The 15,958-nt window shown below is 72.3% G+C and carries 17 protein-coding genes and 1 pseudogene; 4 read left to right on the top strand and 14 right to left on the bottom strand.

The window, feature by feature from the left end:
* Positions 1–126: 126 nt before the first annotated feature.
* The 9 genes from kynU to AB0M99_RS23640 all read right to left on the bottom strand — a co-directional run bounded on the left by kynU (position 127) and on the right by AB0M99_RS23640 (position 8,856).
* On the bottom strand, positions 127–1,326 hold the full coding sequence (gene kynU, locus AB0M99_RS23680; protein ID WP_365923522.1) for a kynureninase: 1,200 nt from the start codon (positions 1,324–1,326) through the stop codon (positions 127–129).
* Positions 1,319–2,167, bottom strand: a complete 849-nt coding sequence (locus AB0M99_RS23675; RefSeq protein WP_365923520.1) for a tryptophan 2,3-dioxygenase family protein — start codon at positions 2,165–2,167, stop codon at positions 1,319–1,321. The genes kynU and AB0M99_RS23675 overlap by 8 nt, the downstream gene beginning before the upstream one ends.
* Before the next feature lie 205 nt (positions 2,168–2,372).
* Entirely contained in the window at positions 2,373–2,786 is a 414-nt protein-coding gene (locus AB0M99_RS23670) for a DUF3151 domain-containing protein (RefSeq protein ID WP_365923518.1), read from the bottom strand.
* Between the two features lie 159 nt (positions 2,787–2,945).
* Complete coding sequence (gene fbaA, locus AB0M99_RS23665) at positions 2,946–3,968, bottom strand: class II fructose-bisphosphate aldolase (protein WP_365923516.1); 1,023 nt, start codon at positions 3,966–3,968, stop codon at positions 2,946–2,948.
* Positions 3,969–4,235: 267 nt separating this feature from the next.
* Entirely contained in the window at positions 4,236–4,775 is a 540-nt protein-coding gene (gene pyrE / locus AB0M99_RS23660) for an orotate phosphoribosyltransferase (RefSeq protein WP_365923514.1), read from the bottom strand.
* Positions 4,776–4,796: 21 nt separating this feature from the next.
* On the bottom strand, positions 4,797–5,582 hold the full coding sequence (locus AB0M99_RS23655; RefSeq protein ID WP_365923512.1) for an aldose 1-epimerase: 786 nt from the start codon (positions 5,580–5,582) through the stop codon (positions 4,797–4,799).
* Positions 5,583–5,633: 51 nt separating this feature from the next.
* Complete coding sequence (locus AB0M99_RS23650; protein WP_365923510.1) at positions 5,634–6,497, bottom strand: SRPBCC family protein; 864 nt, start codon at positions 6,495–6,497, stop codon at positions 5,634–5,636.
* Between the two features lie 33 nt (positions 6,498–6,530).
* On the bottom strand, positions 6,531–8,171 hold the full coding sequence (locus AB0M99_RS23645; RefSeq protein WP_365923509.1) for a polyamine aminopropyltransferase: 1,641 nt from the start codon (positions 8,169–8,171) through the stop codon (positions 6,531–6,533).
* Between the two features lie 133 nt (positions 8,172–8,304).
* Positions 8,305–8,856, bottom strand: coding sequence for a DUF2617 family protein (locus tag AB0M99_RS23640; RefSeq protein WP_365923507.1), 552 nt, complete (start codon positions 8,854–8,856; stop codon positions 8,305–8,307).
* A 349-nt stretch (positions 8,857–9,205) separates the two neighbouring features.
* On the opposite strand from AB0M99_RS23640, the gene AB0M99_RS23635 reads away from it, so the two are divergent.
* Positions 9,206–9,379: a hypothetical protein gene (locus tag AB0M99_RS23635; RefSeq protein WP_365923505.1), complete on the top strand. Its 174-nt coding sequence runs from the start codon at positions 9,206–9,208 to the stop codon at positions 9,377–9,379.
* Positions 9,380–9,608: 229 nt separating this feature from the next.
* The gene (locus AB0M99_RS23630) at positions 9,609–10,790 is read left to right on the top strand and encodes a pyridoxal phosphate-dependent aminotransferase (protein WP_365923503.1); all 1,182 of its coding nucleotides are present in this window, start codon (positions 9,609–9,611) and stop codon (positions 10,788–10,790) included.
* Between the two features lie 132 nt (positions 10,791–10,922).
* Here the strand turns inward: AB0M99_RS23630 and AB0M99_RS23625 are convergent, their stop codons facing one another.
* The 3 genes from AB0M99_RS23625 to AB0M99_RS23615 form a co-directional block, all read right to left on the bottom strand.
* A complete protein-coding gene (locus tag AB0M99_RS23625; RefSeq protein ID WP_365923501.1) occupies positions 10,923–11,366 on the bottom strand; it encodes a hypothetical protein in 444 nt (147 codons plus the stop codon).
* The gene (locus AB0M99_RS23620) at positions 11,302–12,102 is read right to left on the bottom strand and encodes a hypothetical protein (RefSeq protein WP_365923499.1); all 801 of its coding nucleotides are present in this window, start codon (positions 12,100–12,102) and stop codon (positions 11,302–11,304) included. The genes AB0M99_RS23625 and AB0M99_RS23620 overlap by 65 nt, the downstream gene beginning before the upstream one ends.
* A gap of 78 nt (positions 12,103–12,180) precedes the next feature.
* Positions 12,181–12,735, bottom strand: coding sequence for a Uma2 family endonuclease (locus AB0M99_RS23615; RefSeq protein WP_365923497.1), 555 nt, complete (start codon positions 12,733–12,735; stop codon positions 12,181–12,183).
* A 152-nt stretch (positions 12,736–12,887) separates the two neighbouring features.
* Between AB0M99_RS23615 and AB0M99_RS23610 the strand changes: the two are divergent.
* Positions 12,888–13,325, top strand: a pseudogene (locus AB0M99_RS23610) (aminotransferase class I/II-fold pyridoxal phosphate-dependent enzyme); the annotation flags it as partial.
* A 110-nt stretch (positions 13,326–13,435) separates the two neighbouring features.
* Positions 13,436–14,692, top strand: a complete 1,257-nt coding sequence (locus AB0M99_RS23605; RefSeq protein WP_365923495.1) for a hypothetical protein — start codon at positions 13,436–13,438, stop codon at positions 14,690–14,692.
* Between the two features lie 21 nt (positions 14,693–14,713).
* Here the strand turns inward: AB0M99_RS23605 and AB0M99_RS23600 are convergent, their stop codons facing one another.
* Together AB0M99_RS23600 and AB0M99_RS23595 are read right to left on the bottom strand one after the other, a co-directional pair.
* On the bottom strand, positions 14,714–15,268 hold the full coding sequence (locus AB0M99_RS23600) for a YbjN domain-containing protein (RefSeq protein WP_365923493.1): 555 nt from the start codon (positions 15,266–15,268) through the stop codon (positions 14,714–14,716).
* Positions 15,269–15,394: 126 nt separating this feature from the next.
* Positions 15,395–15,958: AAA family ATPase (locus AB0M99_RS23595; RefSeq protein ID WP_365923491.1), on the bottom strand; the 564-nt coding region annotated here is incomplete at its 5' end.

The raw sequence follows: 15,958 nt of genomic DNA, 5'->3' as shown, positions 1-15,958 counted from the left end.
CCGGTGTTCCGGCAGAGCGGGACCGTATCAGGCCTCAACAGGACGTTCCTTGCGGGGTGGGCCACGCACGCGGGCGGGCGGAGCCGTAGCCCCGCCCGCCCGGTGATGTGACGTTTCGCTACCGGGTCACCCGAAAATGTGACCCAGTGTCCGCGCCGCACGCTCCGCATCGGCGAAACCGACGTACAGCGGGGTGAAGCCGAAGCGCAGGACGTCCGGGGCCCGGAAGTCCCCGATGACGCCCCTCGCTATCAGCTCCGCCATGACCTCGCGGGCGTTCGCGGTGCGCAGCGAGACCTGGCTGCCCCGGTGGGCGTGCTCGGCGGGGGTCACCGACTCCACCACGCCCTCGGGGACGTACGCCGCGACGCACTCCAGGAAGAAGTCCGTCAGGGCGAGGGACTTCGCCCGGACCGCCTCGACGCAGACCCCGTCCCAGGCGTCGAGCGCCGCCTCCAGGGCGAGCATCGACAGGATGTCCGGAGTGCCGACGCGGCCGCGGACGGCTCCCGGGGCCGGCGCGTAGTCCGGGGTCATCGCGAAGGGGTCCGCGTGACCGTTCCAGCCGGGCAGCGGGGAGTCGAACTCCTGCTGGTGGCGGGCGGCGATGTACAGGTACGCGGGCGCGCCGGGGCCGCCGTTGAGGTACTTGTACGTGCACCCGACCGCCAGGTCCACGGCGTGGGCGTCGAGGCCGACGGGGAGCGCGCCCGCGGAGTGGCACAGGTCCCAGACGGCGATGGCGCCGGCGGCGTGGGCCGCACGGGTGAGCGCCGGCAGGTCGTGCAGGCGCCCGGTGCGGTAGTCGGCGTGGTTGAGCAGGACCACGGCCGTGTCCGGCCCCATGGCGGCCGCCGCGTCCTGCGGGTCCACCGGGATGACGGTCAGGCCGGTCATCCGGGCCGCGGACTCGGCGATGTAGCCGTCGGTGGGGAAGGTGGCGGCGTCGACCAGCATCCGGGTACGGCCCGGCCGCGCGAGGCGGGCGGCGCCGACCAGGGCCTTGAACAGGTTGACGCTGGTGGAATCCCCGACCACGGTCTGGCCGGGGGCCGCGCCGATGAGCGGGGCGAGCTTGTCGCCGATCCGCTCGGGCGCGGTCCACCAGGTGCCTTCGGACCAGGAGCGGATGAGGCTGGTGCCCCACTCCTGGGTGACGACCTCGGCCAGTCGCTGCGCGACGCCGGCCGGCAGCGCGCCGAGGCTGTTGCCGTCGAGGTAGACCACCCCGTCGGGCAGCTCGAAGCGTTCACGGAGCTTGGCCAGCTCGTCGGCGGCGTCCAGCTGCGCGGCGCGGGCCGCGAGATCCGCTGTCGGCTCAGACATGGCTGCGCGCCGTCCACAGCTCGGGGAACACGTTCTTCGTCGCGCGCTTCTCCAGCCAGGTCACGCCCGCCGAGCCGCCCGTGCCAGTCTTCGCGCCCATCGCGCGGCGGGTGGCGACCAGGTGGTCGTTGCGCCAGCGCCAGACCAGTTCGGCCACGTCCGTGAGGACCTCGCCCAGCCGGTGCAGGTCCATGTTCCGGTCGGGGTCCTCGTACAGGGCCGTCCAGACGGCTTCGACCTCCTGCGAGGGCTCGTAGCGCTGGGCCAGGTCGCGGTTCAGGACCGCCTCCGGGACCGGGAGCCCGCGGCGGGCGAGCAGGCGCAGGACCTCGTCGTAGAGGCTGGGCTCGTGCAGGGCCTTCTCCAGCTCCGCGTGGACGCGCGGGGCGCCGCGGTGCGGGACCAGCATGGAGGAGGACTTCTCGCCGAGCAGGAACTCCATCCGGCGGTACATCGCCGACTGGAAGCCGGAGCCCTCGCCGAGGGCGGCGCGGTAGGCGTTGAACTGGCCCGGGGTGAGCTGGGCGAGCGGGCGCCAGGAGGAGTTCAGGGCCTCCAGCTCGCGGAGGGAACGTTTCAGCGCGTCCATCGCGACCTGCAGGTCGTCCTCGCGCAGCGCCTGGGCGGCGGTTTCCCACTCATGGACGATGACCGTGAACCACAACTCCATGACCTGGGTCGTGACCAGGAAGACCATCTCGCCCGGGTCGTCCGAGCGCAGGTGCTGGAGGTGGGTCAGGACGTCCGCCTGGACGTAGTCCTCGTACGGGGTCGTGCCGGCGAAGTCGAGGTTCGGGGTGTCCGAACCGCCGTCTCCGGAGGCATCAAGGGTATGCGACATCGCTGTCTCCTCGACACGTGCTTCCGGGTAGCGGTCCGCTCCTTCCGGTGAGGTGAGTGGAGCTCCGGTCCCCTGTCCGCATCATAAGACCGGGTTGGGGAGGCACTCCAATAGGGAGTGGGGTAGGTCACATTCCACTTCCGGCCGGGCCGCACACGCGGCCCGGCCGGAAGTCACCGGAACACACCGGCGGACGCCCGCCGCGTCAGGCGGCGAGCGCGTCCGCCGCCGTCTGCGAGGAGTCGCGCAGGAAGGTCGAGCACCGCTCGTGCTCCTCCTTCTCGCCGATCGCCTCGGCCGCGCGGGCCAGCGCGTTCAGGGCGCGCAGGAAGCCGCGGTTCGGCTCGTGCTCCCACGGCACCGGGCCGTGGCCCTTCCAGCCGGCGCGGCGCAGGGCGTCGAGGCCGCGGTGGTAGCCCGTACGGGCGTAGGCGTACGACTCGACCGTGCGGCCGGCGGCGAACGCCTCGTCGGCCAGGGTCGCCCAGGCGAGGGAGGAGGTGGGGTGCGCGGCCGCCACCTCGACGGCGGGGGTGCCCGCGGCGAGGGCCTCGCGGCCCGGCTCGTCGGGGAGGTGGGTGGGGGCGGGGCCCCCGAGCAGGTTCTGGTGAATGGACATGCGACCAGTCTGGGGCATCGCCGCCCGGCCGCCCCGAGGGACCCGGGCGGACCGGAGCGGGAGTCGGACAGGCCGGCGGAGGCCCGAGCCCCGGCAAGCCGAAGGCCCGGCAAGCCGTCTCTCGACGGCCGCCGGGCCCCTGGTTCGTACGGTGCTCGACTACTTCAGCTTCGTACCGGTCGAGCGCAGGTTCGCGCACGCCTCGGTGACGCGCTTGGCCATGCCGGCCTCGGCCAGCTTGCCCCAGGTGCGCGGGTCGTAGGTGGACTTGGTGCCGACCTCGCCGTCGACCTTCAGGACACCGTCGTAGTTGCGGAACATGTGGTCCGCGACCGGGCGGGTGAAGGCGTACTGGGTGTCGGTGTCGAGGTTCATCTTCACGACGCCGTTCTCCAGCGCGGTGGCGATCTCCTCGGCCGTGGAGCCCGAGCCGCCGTGGAAGACGAAGTCGAACGGGGAGGACTTGCCGTACTTCTCGCTGACGCCGGCCTGGAGGTCCTTGAGGAGCTCGGGGCGCAGGACGACGTTGCCCGGCTTGTAGACGCCGTGCACGTTGCCGAAGGAGGCGGCCAGCAGGTAGCGGCCCTTCTCGCCCAGGCCGAGGGCCTCGGCGGTGCGCAGCGCGTCGTCGACGGTCGTGTACAGCTCGTCGTTGATCTCGTGGCTGACGCCGTCCTCCTCGCCGCCGGTCGGGGTGATCTCGACCTCAAGGATGATCTTCGCGGCGGCGGCCTTGGCGAGCAGCTCCTGGCCGATGGCCAGGTTGTCGGCCAGGGTCTCGGCGGAGCCGTCCCACATGTGCGACTGGAAGAGCGGGTTCAGACCGCGGGCTACGCGCTCGGCGGACACCTCCAGGAGGGGGCGGACGTAGCCGTCCAGCTTGTCCTTGGGGCAGTGGTCCGTGTGCAGCGCGACGGTGATGTCGTACTTGGCGGCGACGACGTGCGCGAACTCGGCCAGGGCCACCGCGCCCGTGACCATGTCCTTGTTGTACTGGCCACCCAGGAACTCCGCACCACCGGTGGAGATCTGGATGATGCCGTCGCTCTCGGCCTCCGCGAAGCCGCGCAGTGCAGCGTGCAGGGTCTGGGTCGAGGTCACGTTGATCGCCGGGTAGGCAAACTTGCCTGCCTTCGCCCGGTCGAGCATCTCGTTGTAGACCTCGGGGGTTGCGATGGGCATCTGTCCGCTCCTTGGATGTGCGGGGAGTGTGCTATTGCTGGCCCTGACCTGGGGGCGACGTCGCCGTCGGGGCTATCTTTCCAGACTCCGCCCAACACTCCACCCCGACGGCCGCCCCACATGGCCGAACGGGGCGGAGTGTTTCACGTGAAACACTCCGCCCCGTCGGAAAAGACCAGGTCAGGACCTGCCGCAGGACTCCTGGGGACCTAAGTCACCACTTGTGCCGGGCGGGACTGGGCCGGACTGGGCCGGACTGGGCCGGGGTCAGGAGAGCCCGAGGTCCCCGAGCTCGTAGCCGGTGAGGTAGGGCAGGCCCGCCCCGGCGATGGCGTCGGCCGCCCCGCGGTCGACGATCGTGGCGACGGCGACGACCTCGCCGCCGGCCTCACGGACCGCCTCGACGGCGGTCAGCGGGGAACCACCGGTGGTGGAGGTGTCCTCGACGACCAGGCAGCGCTTGCCCTTGACGTCGGTGCCCTCGATGCGGCGCTGCATGCCGTGCGCCTTCTGTGCCTTGCGGACGACGAAGGCGTCCAGGCGCTGCCCGCGCGCGGCGGAGGCGTGCAGCATCGAGGTCGCGACCGGGTCCGCGCCCAGGGTCAGGCCGCCGACGCAGTCGAAGTCCAGATCGGCGGTGAGGTCCAGCATGACCTGGCCGACCATCGGGGCCGCCTCGCCGTCCAGGGTGACCCGCCGGAGGTCGATGTAGTAGTCGGCCTCCCGGCCGGAGGAGAGGATCACCTTGCCGTGCACGACGGCCTTGTCCTTGATCTGCTGCAGAAGCGCATCGCGTACGTCAGTCATGGCCCCGAGCTTAATTGGGCGCTACGAGAGCCGCCGCCAGGTCCACGTCGTGGAGATCTCCAGCGGGTCCACCGGAGTGACCAGCTGCGGCAGCGTGTTCAGCCCGTTCGGCGGACCGGACTGCGGCTCGACGCAGACGGCCTCGGACTCCTCGTCGTAGACGACCACCCATTCGGAGCGGCTGGTGACCTTCAGCTCCAGCGCGCCCGGCCAGGTGAGGGTGACATCGACCCCGTCGGGCATGCCGAAGCAGTCGTCCCAGGGGCCCGGCTTGGGGTCGACCCGGTTGCCGGTGGGCAGGTGGTCGGCGCCGCGCTCCTCCTGCCAGCCGGCCTCGAAGTCGATGCGTACGTCCTCGCCGCGGCCGAGGTTGCGGTGGAACCAGGGGTGCCAGCCGGCCTGCGCCGGGAAGGAGTCCTCGTACGTCTCCACGCCCATGGTCAGGGTCAGCGCGTTCTCACCGAGCTCGAAGAGATGGGTGACCACACCCCGGTACGGCCACGGGTCGCCCAGCTCGTACGTGAAGGCCGCCCCGGTGGCGGTGGCGCGGGCCGTGCGCCAGGCAGCGTCGCGGCCGAAGCCGTGGATGGCGTGCGGCGGGTGGTTGAGGGGCAGCTGGTGCAGGGTCGCACCGTCCTGGAACTGCCCGTTCCTGGTGCGCCCGCACCACGGGACCATCGGGAAGGAGCCGTACTTCGGCCCCTGGCGCAGGAGTTCCGTCCCGTCGATCCGCAGACTGCTGATCCGGCAGCCGTTGTCCTGGTCGATGGTCAGCTCCGCGCCGCCGGCGCTCAGTTGCGTGCTCATGCGACCGACCCTAGTGCCGGGTCGGCGGCCCCGTGGCCAGCGGCGGCGCGGTCAGCGGCGGCGGCGCAGGGCTCGGCCCAGGACCACCGCCGAGGCCACGGCGAACACGGCCGCCGGAGCGAGCCAGCGCAGGCTCGCGCTCGCCGCCGCCGCGCCGGGGGCCGGAACCGGGGCGTAGCGGCCGCGCGGGGGTGCGTGGTCGACCTCCTCGGCGCTCCGGCCGATCATCGTGCGGCGCGCGTGGGCGGCCTCGGCCGGTGGGCGCGGGGGTCCGGCGAGATCGTCGAGGTCGCCCAGGTCGCCGAAGCTGCCCTCCAGGAAGGGGTCCAGGGACGGGGGCGGCACCTCGGTGTCGAACACGGACGCGGTGACCTCGTCGATCTCGTCCCCGATGTCCCCGACGTCCTCGCCGGCCTCCTCCTCGGCCTCGGCCACCACGTCCGTCACCGGTTCGGCGGCCGCCCGGGCGCCCTGCGGCCCGGGGGCGGCAGCCGCCGTCGCCAGGTGCGCGGCGGCCCGGTCGAGGAGCCGGCGCACGGCGGTGGCTGCGGCCTCCGGGGCGAAACCGGCGGCGCGCCCGTCGGCGGCGCCCTCGGCGGTGAGGTCCAGGCGGGTCCCCCCGTCGGCCGGTGTCAGCCGCAGCCCGAGGGAGAGCTTGACGGTGCCGCTGCCCCGGACCTCGGTGCCCTCGCCGTCGAAGGTGAAGTGGCCGGGCTCCCGCTCGGTGACGGCCAGGGTCCCGCGATAGGTCACGGTGTGCCCGCCGACCCGTACCTTCAGCCGGCCCGACAGCGGCCCGGACTCGGTGTCGGCATCCTGTTGGAGCCCTGGCACGCAGCGCGCCACCCGGGCGGGATCGATTAGCACGGCGCGGAGGTCGGCTGCCGGTACCGGAACGAACACCTGATGCTCCATGCGGTCGAGCCTACCGAGACGACCGACTCCCGCCTACGTATAGCGCGGGTGCGGCAGCGTGGACGGCGGCAGCCCGGGCAGCCGCCCGCGCTCCGCGTCCCGCGCGGCATCGTGCAGGGACTGCGTGGACAGCGAGCGCAGGCTCGGCGTGTCGCGGTCCACGCGCAGCTCCGGCACCCGGTCGCGGGCGGCCAGTACGAACCCCCAGTCCTGCGGCGGCGCATCGGCCGCGCCCTGCGTCCGGTCGGGCCCGGCGGCGAAGCCGGAGAGGCGGCCGCCCGCGCTGTAGGGGGCGGTGAGCAGGCCCGCCGCGCGCAGGGTGGCGTCGACGGTCCAGTACGTGCGCGGCCGGGTGCCGAGCGGCCCGGCGTGCACCGCGAGGCGGCCGCCGGGGCGCAGGGCCCGCGCGGCGAGCCCGTAGAACTCCTGCGAGTACAGCTTGGTGCTGGGGGTGATGCCGGGGTCGGGGAGGTCGGAGACGATGACGTCGAAGCGGTCCCGCGCGGCCGGCCCGCGCAGCCAGCGGAAGGCGTCCTGCGTGACGACGCCGAGGCGCGGGTCCTCGTACACCCGGCCGTTGAGCGCGGCGAGCATCGGGTCGGTACGGGCGAGCCGGACCACCCCGGGGTCGAGTTCGACGACGGTGACGGAGCGGACGTCGCGGTAGCGCAGCACCTCGCGGGCGGCGAGGCCGTCACCGCCGCCGAGGACCAGGACCCGGGAGTGCGGACCGGTCATCGCGGGGTGGACGAGGGCCTCGTGGTAGCGGTACTCGTCGTATCCGCTGACCCGCAGGCGTCCGTCGAGGAAGAGGTCGAGGGAGCGCGGGGAGCCGGTGGAGGGACCGGTGAGGACGAGTTCCTGGACGCCGGTCTGGACGGCGACGCGGACCTCCCCGCCGTAGACGGCCCGGCGGGCGACCCGCTCGAAGTCGTCGGCGAGGACGGTGGCGGAGGCCAGTGTCGCCAGCACGCCGACGTTCGCGGCGACCAGCAGCCAGCGGGCGCGCCGGCTGAGGTCGCGGCGGAACAGCCAGAGCACCAGGCCGCCGCCGACGACGGCGTTGACGGTGCCGGTGAGCACGGCCCCGGTGAGCTGGCCCAGGACCGGGAGCAGCAGGAACGGGAAGGCGAGACCGCCGACGAGGGCGCCCACGTAGTCGGCGGCGAACAGGTCGGCGACGGCCCCGCCCGCGTCCTGTCTGCGGATGCGCTGGATCAGGACCATCAGCAGCGGGATCTCCGCGCCGATGAGCACGCCGATGGCGAAGGAGAACGCGACGAGCGCGGGCCGGGACTCCCCCAGCCAGGCGAAGCTGGCGTACAGGGCCATGGCCGAGAGCCCGCCGAACAGCGCGAGTCCGGCCTCGACGGCGGCGAAGCCGAGGGCGGGGCGGTCGCGCAGGCGTTTGGCGAGCAGGGAACCGACGCCCATGGCGAAGACCATGACGGACAGCACGACGGACGCCTGGGTGACGGAGTCGCCGATCAGGTAGGAGCCGAGGGCGAGCAGCTCCAGTTCGTACACGAGGCCGCAGGCGGCGCAGACGAACACGGTGGCCAGGACGAGCAGTCGGCCGGTCCGGGGCCGTACGGGCAGGGCGGCCGGGACGGACGCCACGCCCCGCGGCTCCGGAGCCGGGAGCACCCCGCGCGGGGCGGAACGGTCGATCATGCAGCGAACCGTACGTCACCGCCCGCTTGCATCAAGTCACCCACATGGGTGCAACTGACGCATCGATTCGGCCAGTTGGCGCAACCGCATCAGAACGTCCGCGCCCCGGTCCTCCCACGCCCCCGCCCGGCCATCAGGACAGCAGGGCCGGGGACTCCAGGGCCGCGGCAGCCGGGGCCCCCACCCGTACGCCGACCCGGGTGCGGGTGGCGACCAGTTGACCCTCCTGCGGGTACGCGTGCCAGGTGCGCCACCGCACCTGCCCCTCGTAGCGCTGCGCCAGCATGGCGGTGAAGGCGTGCGGGCTGCCCGGGAAGGTTCCGGCCAGCCCGTTCGGGTGATCCGCGACCAGCGCGAGCAGCTCCTGCGCCCGCCCGGCGAACGAGCCCTGCGACAGGGTCTCGACCCGCGCGGCGAACTCGTACTCCCAGTCGCCGACCCGCTTGGCCACGCCGAGCGGCAGCGGCGTGCTGCTCCCGGGCATGCAGGCGACCGTCTCCGAACAGAGCACCTCGCCCTCCTCCAGGAGCACCTGGTGGGAGGCTCCGAGCAGGCGCAACTCCACCTTTGCGCCCACCAGTTCGAGGTTCAGCACGGCCAGGGCGGGCAGCCGCTCCCGCCCGAGGGCCCAGGCCAGATCGGCGGCACGCGTGTCGGTGTAAGTGGTCTGGAGGGTCGTGAGCATGAGTCGGCTCCGCAAACGCGCGAGGGAGATGGGCCGGGGCCCGCCAGCGGTAGTCAACGGGTGGGGGGACACCGGCACGGGTCCACAGGAAGTCCAGGGAGGTCCGAGGACTGGTCTACTCAACCGAGGGAATCATGAAAGGCACGGCACTCACAGCGTTTTTACCCAACTTGACGGGGTTTACATCCCCCCGGGGGCTACACAGTTCACGTGTTCAACAAGTTCCACCTGCGCGGCGTATCGCGGGGCTTTACCGACGGTGCCGCGACCTGCACGGAAGACCCCTGCCGGAGCCCGAACAGGAGGACGCCCGACGGATGTTGGCCCGCCGGGCGCCCTGACCTGCGCGGTGCCCGCTGCCCCGTGTCAGCAGGAACCGCCTCCACCGCAGGACGAGGAGGATCCGCCGCCGCAGGAGGACGACGAGGACCCGCAGGAGGACGACGAGCTTCCGCTGTCACCGCTCGCCCACCAGCTGCTGGAGCTGGAGCTGGAGCTGGAGCTGGAACCGGAGCCGCCGTAGCCGCTCTTCCCGCCGGAGACCTTGACCAGCACGAACACGAAAACGACGAAAGCGGCCACGACGGCCAGGATGAGGAATCCGGTCAAGGTCCTCGCCCCCAATCTCTCTTCCACCTCGGTCTTCCCGAGGAGCGGGATCCCCGCGTCCCGCGTGAAAGGGGGATGCCCGCTGGCCACACGGGCCAAAGCACACTTGAGCAAGTCCAGAGGTTGCCCGCAGGATGACGCCCATGAGCGCACCCGAGAGCAGCAACCGCCCCTTCCTGAACCGCCGCCTCGCGGCCTTCGGCACGACGATCTTCGCCGAGATGTCGGCGCTGGCCACGCGCACCGGGTCCATCAACCTCGGCCAGGGCTTCCCCGACACCGACGGCCCCGCGGAGATCGCCGAGGCGGCGGTGCGCGCGATCCGCGACGGCCGGGGCAACCAGTACCCGCCGGGCCCGGGCGTCCCGGAGCTGCGCACGGCCGTCGCCGCCCACCAGCAGCGCTTCTACGGGCTCGCCTTCGACCCGGACACCGAGGTACTGGTCACCGCCGGCGCCACGGAGGCCATCGCGGCGGCCCTGCTGGCCCTCCTCGAACCGGGTGACGAGGTCATCGCCCTGGAGCCGTTCTACGACTCGTACGCGGCCTGCATCGCCATGGCCGGCGCGGTGCGCGTCCCGCTCACCCTGCGCGCCCCGGACTTCCGCCTCGACGTGGACGCCCTGCGCGCCGCGGTCACCCCGCGCACCCGGCTGCTCCTGCTGAACACCCCGCACAACCCGACGGGCACGGTCCTGACCGCCGAGGAGCTCGCGGCCGTCGCCGAGCTGGCGGTGGAGCGCGACCTGCTGGTCATCACCGACGAGGTGTACGAGCACCTGGTCTTCGAGGGCTCCCACACCCCGCTGGCCGGGCTCCCGGGCATGCGCGAGCGCACGGTCACCATCTCCTCGGCGGGCAAGACCTTCTCGTTCACGGGGTGGAAGGTCGGCTGGGTGACGGGGACCCCGGAACTCGTGACCGCCGTCCGGTCGGCGAAGCAGTTCCTGACCTATGTCAACGCGGGTCCCTTCCAGTACGCCATCGCCGAAGCACTCCGCCTGCCGGACGCGTACTTCGACGGCTTCCGCGCCGACCTGCGGCGCAAGCGCGACCTGCTCGGCGACGGCCTGCGCGCGGCCGGGTTCGAGGTCTACCAGCCCCAGGGCACGTACTTCATCACCACCGACATCACCCCCTTCGGCGAGAAGGACGCCTACGCCTTCTGCCGCGCCCTCCCCGAACGCTGCGGCGTCGTCGCCATCCCCAACTCCGTCTTCTACGACGACCCCGACGCCGGCCGCAGCCAGGTCCGCTTCGCCTTCTGCAAGAAGGACGACGTCCTCACCGAGGCCATCAGCCGTCTTCGACGCCTCGCATCCTGAACTCACACCGTCTTCGGCCTCGCTCGAAGCACGCGTCCTCGTCGGACGGAGCCAGGACCCACCGAGTTCCCTGGCTCCGTACCGGTGCCGGTCTCACCCCGCGCCTGCGGCGCCGGGCGGTGTCGCCGCTGCTCAGCGGCGCCCCTTGCGGCCGCTCCTGCCGGTGGCGCGCCCCCGCTTGTGGGCGCGGCCGAGACGGGCGGCAGGAGCACGCGGTGCTCGGGCCGCCAGCTGCCTGAGCTCTGCCAGACCGGCCCGGTCAGGATGCGCCGAGTCCGACGCGGCGGTGATCGCGTCCCTGACCTCGGTGCCCTGGGCGCGCAGCGCCTCCTCGGCGGCGTCCGAGCCGCCCGCCAGCTCCACCAGCTGGAGCAGGTTCTCGGCGAGCACGAGCAGGTGCTCGGCTCCGGTCATGTCCTCCGGAGACAGCAACTCACGCTGCGCCAGCGCGTTCAACGCCAGCGGCGCCAGCTGGGGGTCACGACGCAGGGTGTGCAGCAGGCGCTCGCCCTCACCGTCCGGCAGCGCCGCCGACAGCACGCCGAGCATGGCCTGCGCACGCGTACGGAAAACCATGGCCCCTACGGAATCGGTCAGTTGCCGTAGCGCGTCGGCCCGCTCGCCGCGTGCCGTGATCCAGCCGGCCAGCTCCGGTCGGGCGGCATCCGGGGGGTATTCCTCCCAGTTCGTCGTCCTCGGGCAGCGCGACGGGCAGTTGCGGCTCGGCCCGGGCCGAGCGGGACAGCGTGCGGCCGGTCAGCCGCCGTTCCATGACCGCGTCGAGGGCCTGCTCGTCGTAGGGGGCTTCTCCTCGCCGCGCCCGCTCCGCGAAACGCTGCAATTCCGCCCCGTCCAGGATGTCCACGCCCTGCTCCGCGGCCGTCATCGCCCAGAACTTCGCCAGACCCCAGCGAGTACGGTCCGCCATCGCCGCCGGGTGCTGCTCCGCGAGCCTGTCGACCGCGGCGAGGGAGTCCTGGAGCGCGGGGCCGCGGGGTTCCGCCAACTGCGCGGTGTGCAGATAGCGCAGCAGGGTGCGCAGTGTGCCCGGGGCGTCGGAGCGTTCCTCCCCGGGAAGCTCGGTGACCTGCTGGGGAAGCCAGGTGAGCAGGAGCTCCTCCACGTGGTGCGAATCCCACAGGCCCAGTCGGCCGTCAGCGGTCGCCCCGTGCCGGTAGTCAAGCGCGGCCTCAGCCATGAACCCGTCCGCCGGCAGCCCCTGCCCCCCGGCCCACCGGACCAGGCGGTCGACGAGCAGCTCACGCGCCGCTTCGAACTCCTCCTCGGCCTCGGGTTCGAACCTCATCCGCATGTGACGCGTCCCCCTGTTCGCAGCAGTCCTTGCGGTGGCACGCTACCCGCCGCAGCGCCGCGGGAACCCGGCCGGAGATCAGCCGGCGTTCGCCTCGGGTTCCGGACGCGGGAGCTCGTCGAGGTCGAGGGTGAAGGTGCGGCCGTCGGCCAGGGGGATGGGGAGCTTGCCGGTGCCGTACTTGTGCGTGTGAGCCGCGATGTAACCGGTTCCGGTCGGCTGGGTGTGGAGGACGACTTCCTGGGCGTAGGGGTCCACCACCAGGTAGATCGGGATGCCGTAGCGGCCGTACTTCGCGGTGCAGTCGTCGTAGTCCTTGCGCGCGGAGGAGGTCGAGACGACCTCGGAGATCAGCAGGACGTCTTCGAAGCTGTAGCGCTTGCCCTCCCGGCGGGCATCCTCACGAAGGATCGCCAGATCGGGGGCGGAGTTCTCGTCAGCGGGGAAGTCGAGATAGACGTCTGAGGCAGTCTTCGCATGGCGTCCGAGGGACACGACCGTGTCGTACTGCATCGACTTGATCGTGCTCGAGTGCTCGAAGCTCTGCGGCGTCATGATCACCTTTCCGTCGGCTCCGAACAGGACGGTGTACCCCTTGGGGAACTCGGTGTGCACGATCGCGTCGACGCTCATGGACGGCTCCTTCCCGTGTGTGGTCAGGATACGGCGGACAGTGCCGCGTAACCGAGCCCGACGGTACGCCCGTGAGTGCGGCCCGGACAGGTTCCGCGGCCACCCCTGCTCGAGCTCGCCGCGCAGCATGCGAATGGGCGTACGAACGAGGAGTCGGCTGGGTGACCGCCACGCCCGAGCTGATCACGGCGGTCCGCTCGGCGAAGCAGTTCCTGACGTACGTGTCCTCGGGCCCGTTCCAGTACGCCGTCGCCGAGGCGCTGGCCCTGCCCGACTCGTACTACGAGGGCTTCCGCACCGACCTCGCCGCGAAGCGCGACCTCCTGGCGGACGGCCTGGCCGCTGCGGGCTTCGAGGTCTACCGCCCCCAGGGCACCTACTTCATCACCACCGACATCACCCCCTTGGGTGAAAAGGACGGCCTCGCCTTCTGCCGCTCCCTCCCGGACCGCTGTGGCGTGGTCGCGATCCCCAACCAGGTCTTCTACGACGACAAGTCCGCGGGCGCCACCCAGGTCCGCTGGGCCTTCTGCAAGCGGACGGACGTACTGGAAGAGGCGGTGGCCCGCCTGCGCCGCCTCCGGGGATGACGAGCGTGGCCGAGCGGCGCGGGAGCGTTTCGCCCTCGTAGGGTTTCTCCATCGTGGCGGCGCCGACCGGGAGTCCGGCCTGTTCACGCGTACGCGGAAAGTCGGGAGACATGGCGACGACGGTGTCCGTGCTGACCCCGGCGCGGGTCCGGGCTGCGGCCCCGTCCCCCGTGATCGCGCTCGGGGTGTTCGCCGCCGTGCGCGGGTCCGGGGTGCTGGTGCTCTCCGCCGCTTCCTGGTGGGCCGGGCGCAGTCCGGTCCGGGTGCTCGGCGGGTCCTGGGACTCGGTCTGGTACCTCTGGATCGCCGGGCACGGCTACGGCCGGATCCAGATGTGGCCGGCGAGCGGGTCCGTCCAGAGCGACGTGGCCTTCTTCCCGCTGTACCCCCTGCTCGTACGGGCCGCCTCCCAGGCGCTGCCCGGCGGGCTCGCCGTCGCAGGGCTCGCCGTCGCCTGGGCGGCCGCCGCGCTGGCGGCCGTCGGGGTGTACCGGGTCGGGGAGCACCTGCTCGGGGCGCGGGCCGGGGTGCTGCTCGTCGCGCTGTGGGCCGCGCTGCCGCACGCCGTCGTGCTGACTCTCGCGTACACCGAGGCGCTGCTGGCCGCGCTCGCCGCCTGGACCCTGTACGCCCTGCTGCGCGGCCGCTGGCTGTGGGCGGCGGGCCTCGCGGTGGCCGCCGGGCTGACCCGCCCGACCGGGATCGCGGTGGCCGCGGCCGTGTCCGTCGCGGCCGCGCACGAGCTCCTCGCACGGGGCGGCGGCGTACGGGGGCGCGGCGTACGGGGGCGCGGCGTGCGGGGGCGCGGCGTACGGAGCAGCGGCGCACGGAGCAGCGGCGTACGCGGTCGCGTACGGGGCGGCCGGGCGGCCGAGGTGTGGGCGGCCGGGCTGCTCGCGCCCGCGGGCTGGGCCGCGTACGTCCTGGCCGTCGGGGTGCGCGGGCGCAATCCGCTCGGCGGGTACTTCACCGTGCAGCGGCGCTGGGGCTCCCGCTTCGACTTCGGCGCGGGCGCCCTGGGCTCCGCCGCGAAGGTGCTGACCGGCGGGCACGTGGCACTGGCGACCACCGTGACAGTGGCCGTGCTGGCCGTGGCGGGGCTGCTCGCGGTGCTGCTGGCGCTGGACCGGACTCCGCTGCCGCTGCTCGCGTACACCGGGGTGCTGCTGCTGATCACCTTCGGCGGGGCCGGCTTCTTCGAGTCGAAGCCGCGCTTCCTGCTGCCCGCGTTCCCGCTGCTCCTGCCGGTGGCGGCCGTCATGGCGAGAGCCCGGCCGCGCACCGCGGTCGTGGTGACCGGGGTGCTGGCCGGGCTCTCCCACGGCTACGGGGCGTACCTGCTCCTCGTGGCCCGGGTAGCGCTGTGACGTGCTGGAACGACTGGCTGACTAGTTCGTTTCCTCGTCCGAGTCGCCGCCCTTGTCGTCGCCCTCGGACGCGGAGTCGACGTCCTTCTCCAGGCCGAGCTGCTCCACGAGCCACTTGTCGAACTCGATGGAGGCCCGGACCCAGCTGACCGTGGAGGACACGAAGTGCTCCAGGCTGACGCCGGTGCCGATCAGCATCTGCGCCTCGCCGATCAGGCGGACGGAGCCGTCGTCGTGCGTGTGGCTGTAGACCTTCGGCCACAGGGTGCGGCGGTTCCAGTCGTCGATCGACTCCAGGAGCTGGGGCTTCTCGTCGATCTTGTGCGGGCGGTCGTAGAAGGTCCGCACCGAGAAGACCTGCTGCTCGCCCTCGCCGCGGAACATGAAGTACGTGCGGAACTCCTCCCACGGCGCCGCGAGGTCACCCTCGTCGTCGACGACGTACTTGAGCTCCATCTGCTCCAGCAGCTGCTTGACCAGATCCTGGTCGGGGACGACGGGGCCCGCCGGTCCTGTGGCCTGCGGATCGGGCTGCTGCCCTCCGAAGTTCGGAATCGAGGCCGGGTCGATGCTCACCGTGTATTTCCCTTCGTGCGGATGAACTCATCCTCCCCCATCGCTCCCACCCCGTGTCCACCCCCGCACCCGCCTATCCGCTCCGGGCGGACAGGCGTAGGGCGCAGGTAAAGGCCCTTCCGGGGCTCAGAGCGCCTTGCCGACCAGCAGGTCCTCGCCCGCCACGTCGACCCGTACGGTGTCCCCGTCCTTGACCTCGCCGGAGAGGATCTCCTTGGCGAGGCGGTCGCCGATGGCCGTCTGGATCAGGCGCCGCAGGGGCCGGGCCCCGTAGGCGGGGTCGTTGCCCTTGTCGGCGAGCCAGGCCAGGGCCTCGGGGGTGACGTCCAGCGTCAGGCGGCGATCGGCCAGCCGCTGGGCGAGGCGGCCGATCTGGAGCTCGGCGATGTGCGCGAGCTCATCGCCGGACAGGGCGGAGAAGACGACGAGGTCGTCGAGGCGGTTGAGGAACTCCGGCTTGAAGGACGAGCGGACCACCTCCAGGACCTGGGCCTTCTTCAGCTCCGCCGGGGTGGCCGGGTCCATCAGGTACTGGCTTCCGAGGTTGGAGGTCAGGATCAGGATGGTGTTGCGGAAGTCCACCGTCCGGCCCTGTCCGTCGGTGAGGCGGCCGTCGTCGAGGACCTGGAGCAGGACGTCGAAGACCTCCGGGTGGGCCTTCTCGACCTCGTCCAGGAGCACCACGCTGTA

Source organism: Streptomyces sp. NPDC051183 (genome assembly GCF_040682455.1).
Classification (GTDB): domain Bacteria; phylum Actinomycetota; class Actinomycetes; order Streptomycetales; family Streptomycetaceae; genus Streptomyces.
This window is presented reverse-complemented; position numbering and strand designations above follow the sequence as displayed.

Coding starts and splice junctions, on each gene's coding strand:
- kynU (WP_365923522.1), bottom strand. CDS start 1,326: ATGTCTGAGCCGACAGCGGATCTCGCGGCCCGCGCCGCGCAGCTGGAC.
- AB0M99_RS23675 (WP_365923520.1), bottom strand. CDS start 2,167: ATGTCGCATACCCTTGATGCCTCCGGAGACGGCGGTTCGGACACCCCG.
- AB0M99_RS23620 (WP_365923499.1), bottom strand. CDS start 12,102: ATGCGGATGAGGTTCGAACCCGAGGCCGAGGAGGAGTTCGAAGCGGCG.
- AB0M99_RS23640 (WP_365923507.1), bottom strand. CDS start 8,856: ATGCTCACGACCCTCCAGACCACTTACACCGACACGCGTGCCGCCGAT.
- AB0M99_RS23655 (WP_365923512.1), bottom strand. CDS start 5,582: ATGAGCACGCAACTGAGCGCCGGCGGCGCGGAGCTGACCATCGACCAG.
- AB0M99_RS23670 (WP_365923518.1), bottom strand. CDS start 2,786: ATGTCCATTCACCAGAACCTGCTCGGGGGCCCCGCCCCCACCCACCTC.
- fbaA (WP_365923516.1), bottom strand. CDS start 3,968: ATGCCCATCGCAACCCCCGAGGTCTACAACGAGATGCTCGACCGGGCG.
- AB0M99_RS23605 (WP_365923495.1), top strand. CDS start 13,436: ATGGCGACGACGGTGTCCGTGCTGACCCCGGCGCGGGTCCGGGCTGCG.
- AB0M99_RS23650 (WP_365923510.1), bottom strand. CDS start 6,497: ATGGAGCATCAGGTGTTCGTTCCGGTACCGGCAGCCGACCTCCGCGCC.
- AB0M99_RS23630 (WP_365923503.1), top strand. CDS start 9,609: ATGAGCGCACCCGAGAGCAGCAACCGCCCCTTCCTGAACCGCCGCCTC.
- AB0M99_RS23625 (WP_365923501.1), bottom strand. CDS start 11,366: ATGGTTTTCCGTACGCGTGCGCAGGCCATGCTCGGCGTGCTGTCGGCG.
- AB0M99_RS23615 (WP_365923497.1), bottom strand. CDS start 12,735: ATGAGCGTCGACGCGATCGTGCACACCGAGTTCCCCAAGGGGTACACC.
- AB0M99_RS23645 (WP_365923509.1), bottom strand. CDS start 8,171: ATGATCGACCGTTCCGCCCCGCGCGGGGTGCTCCCGGCTCCGGAGCCG.
- pyrE (WP_365923514.1), bottom strand. CDS start 4,775: ATGACTGACGTACGCGATGCGCTTCTGCAGCAGATCAAGGACAAGGCC.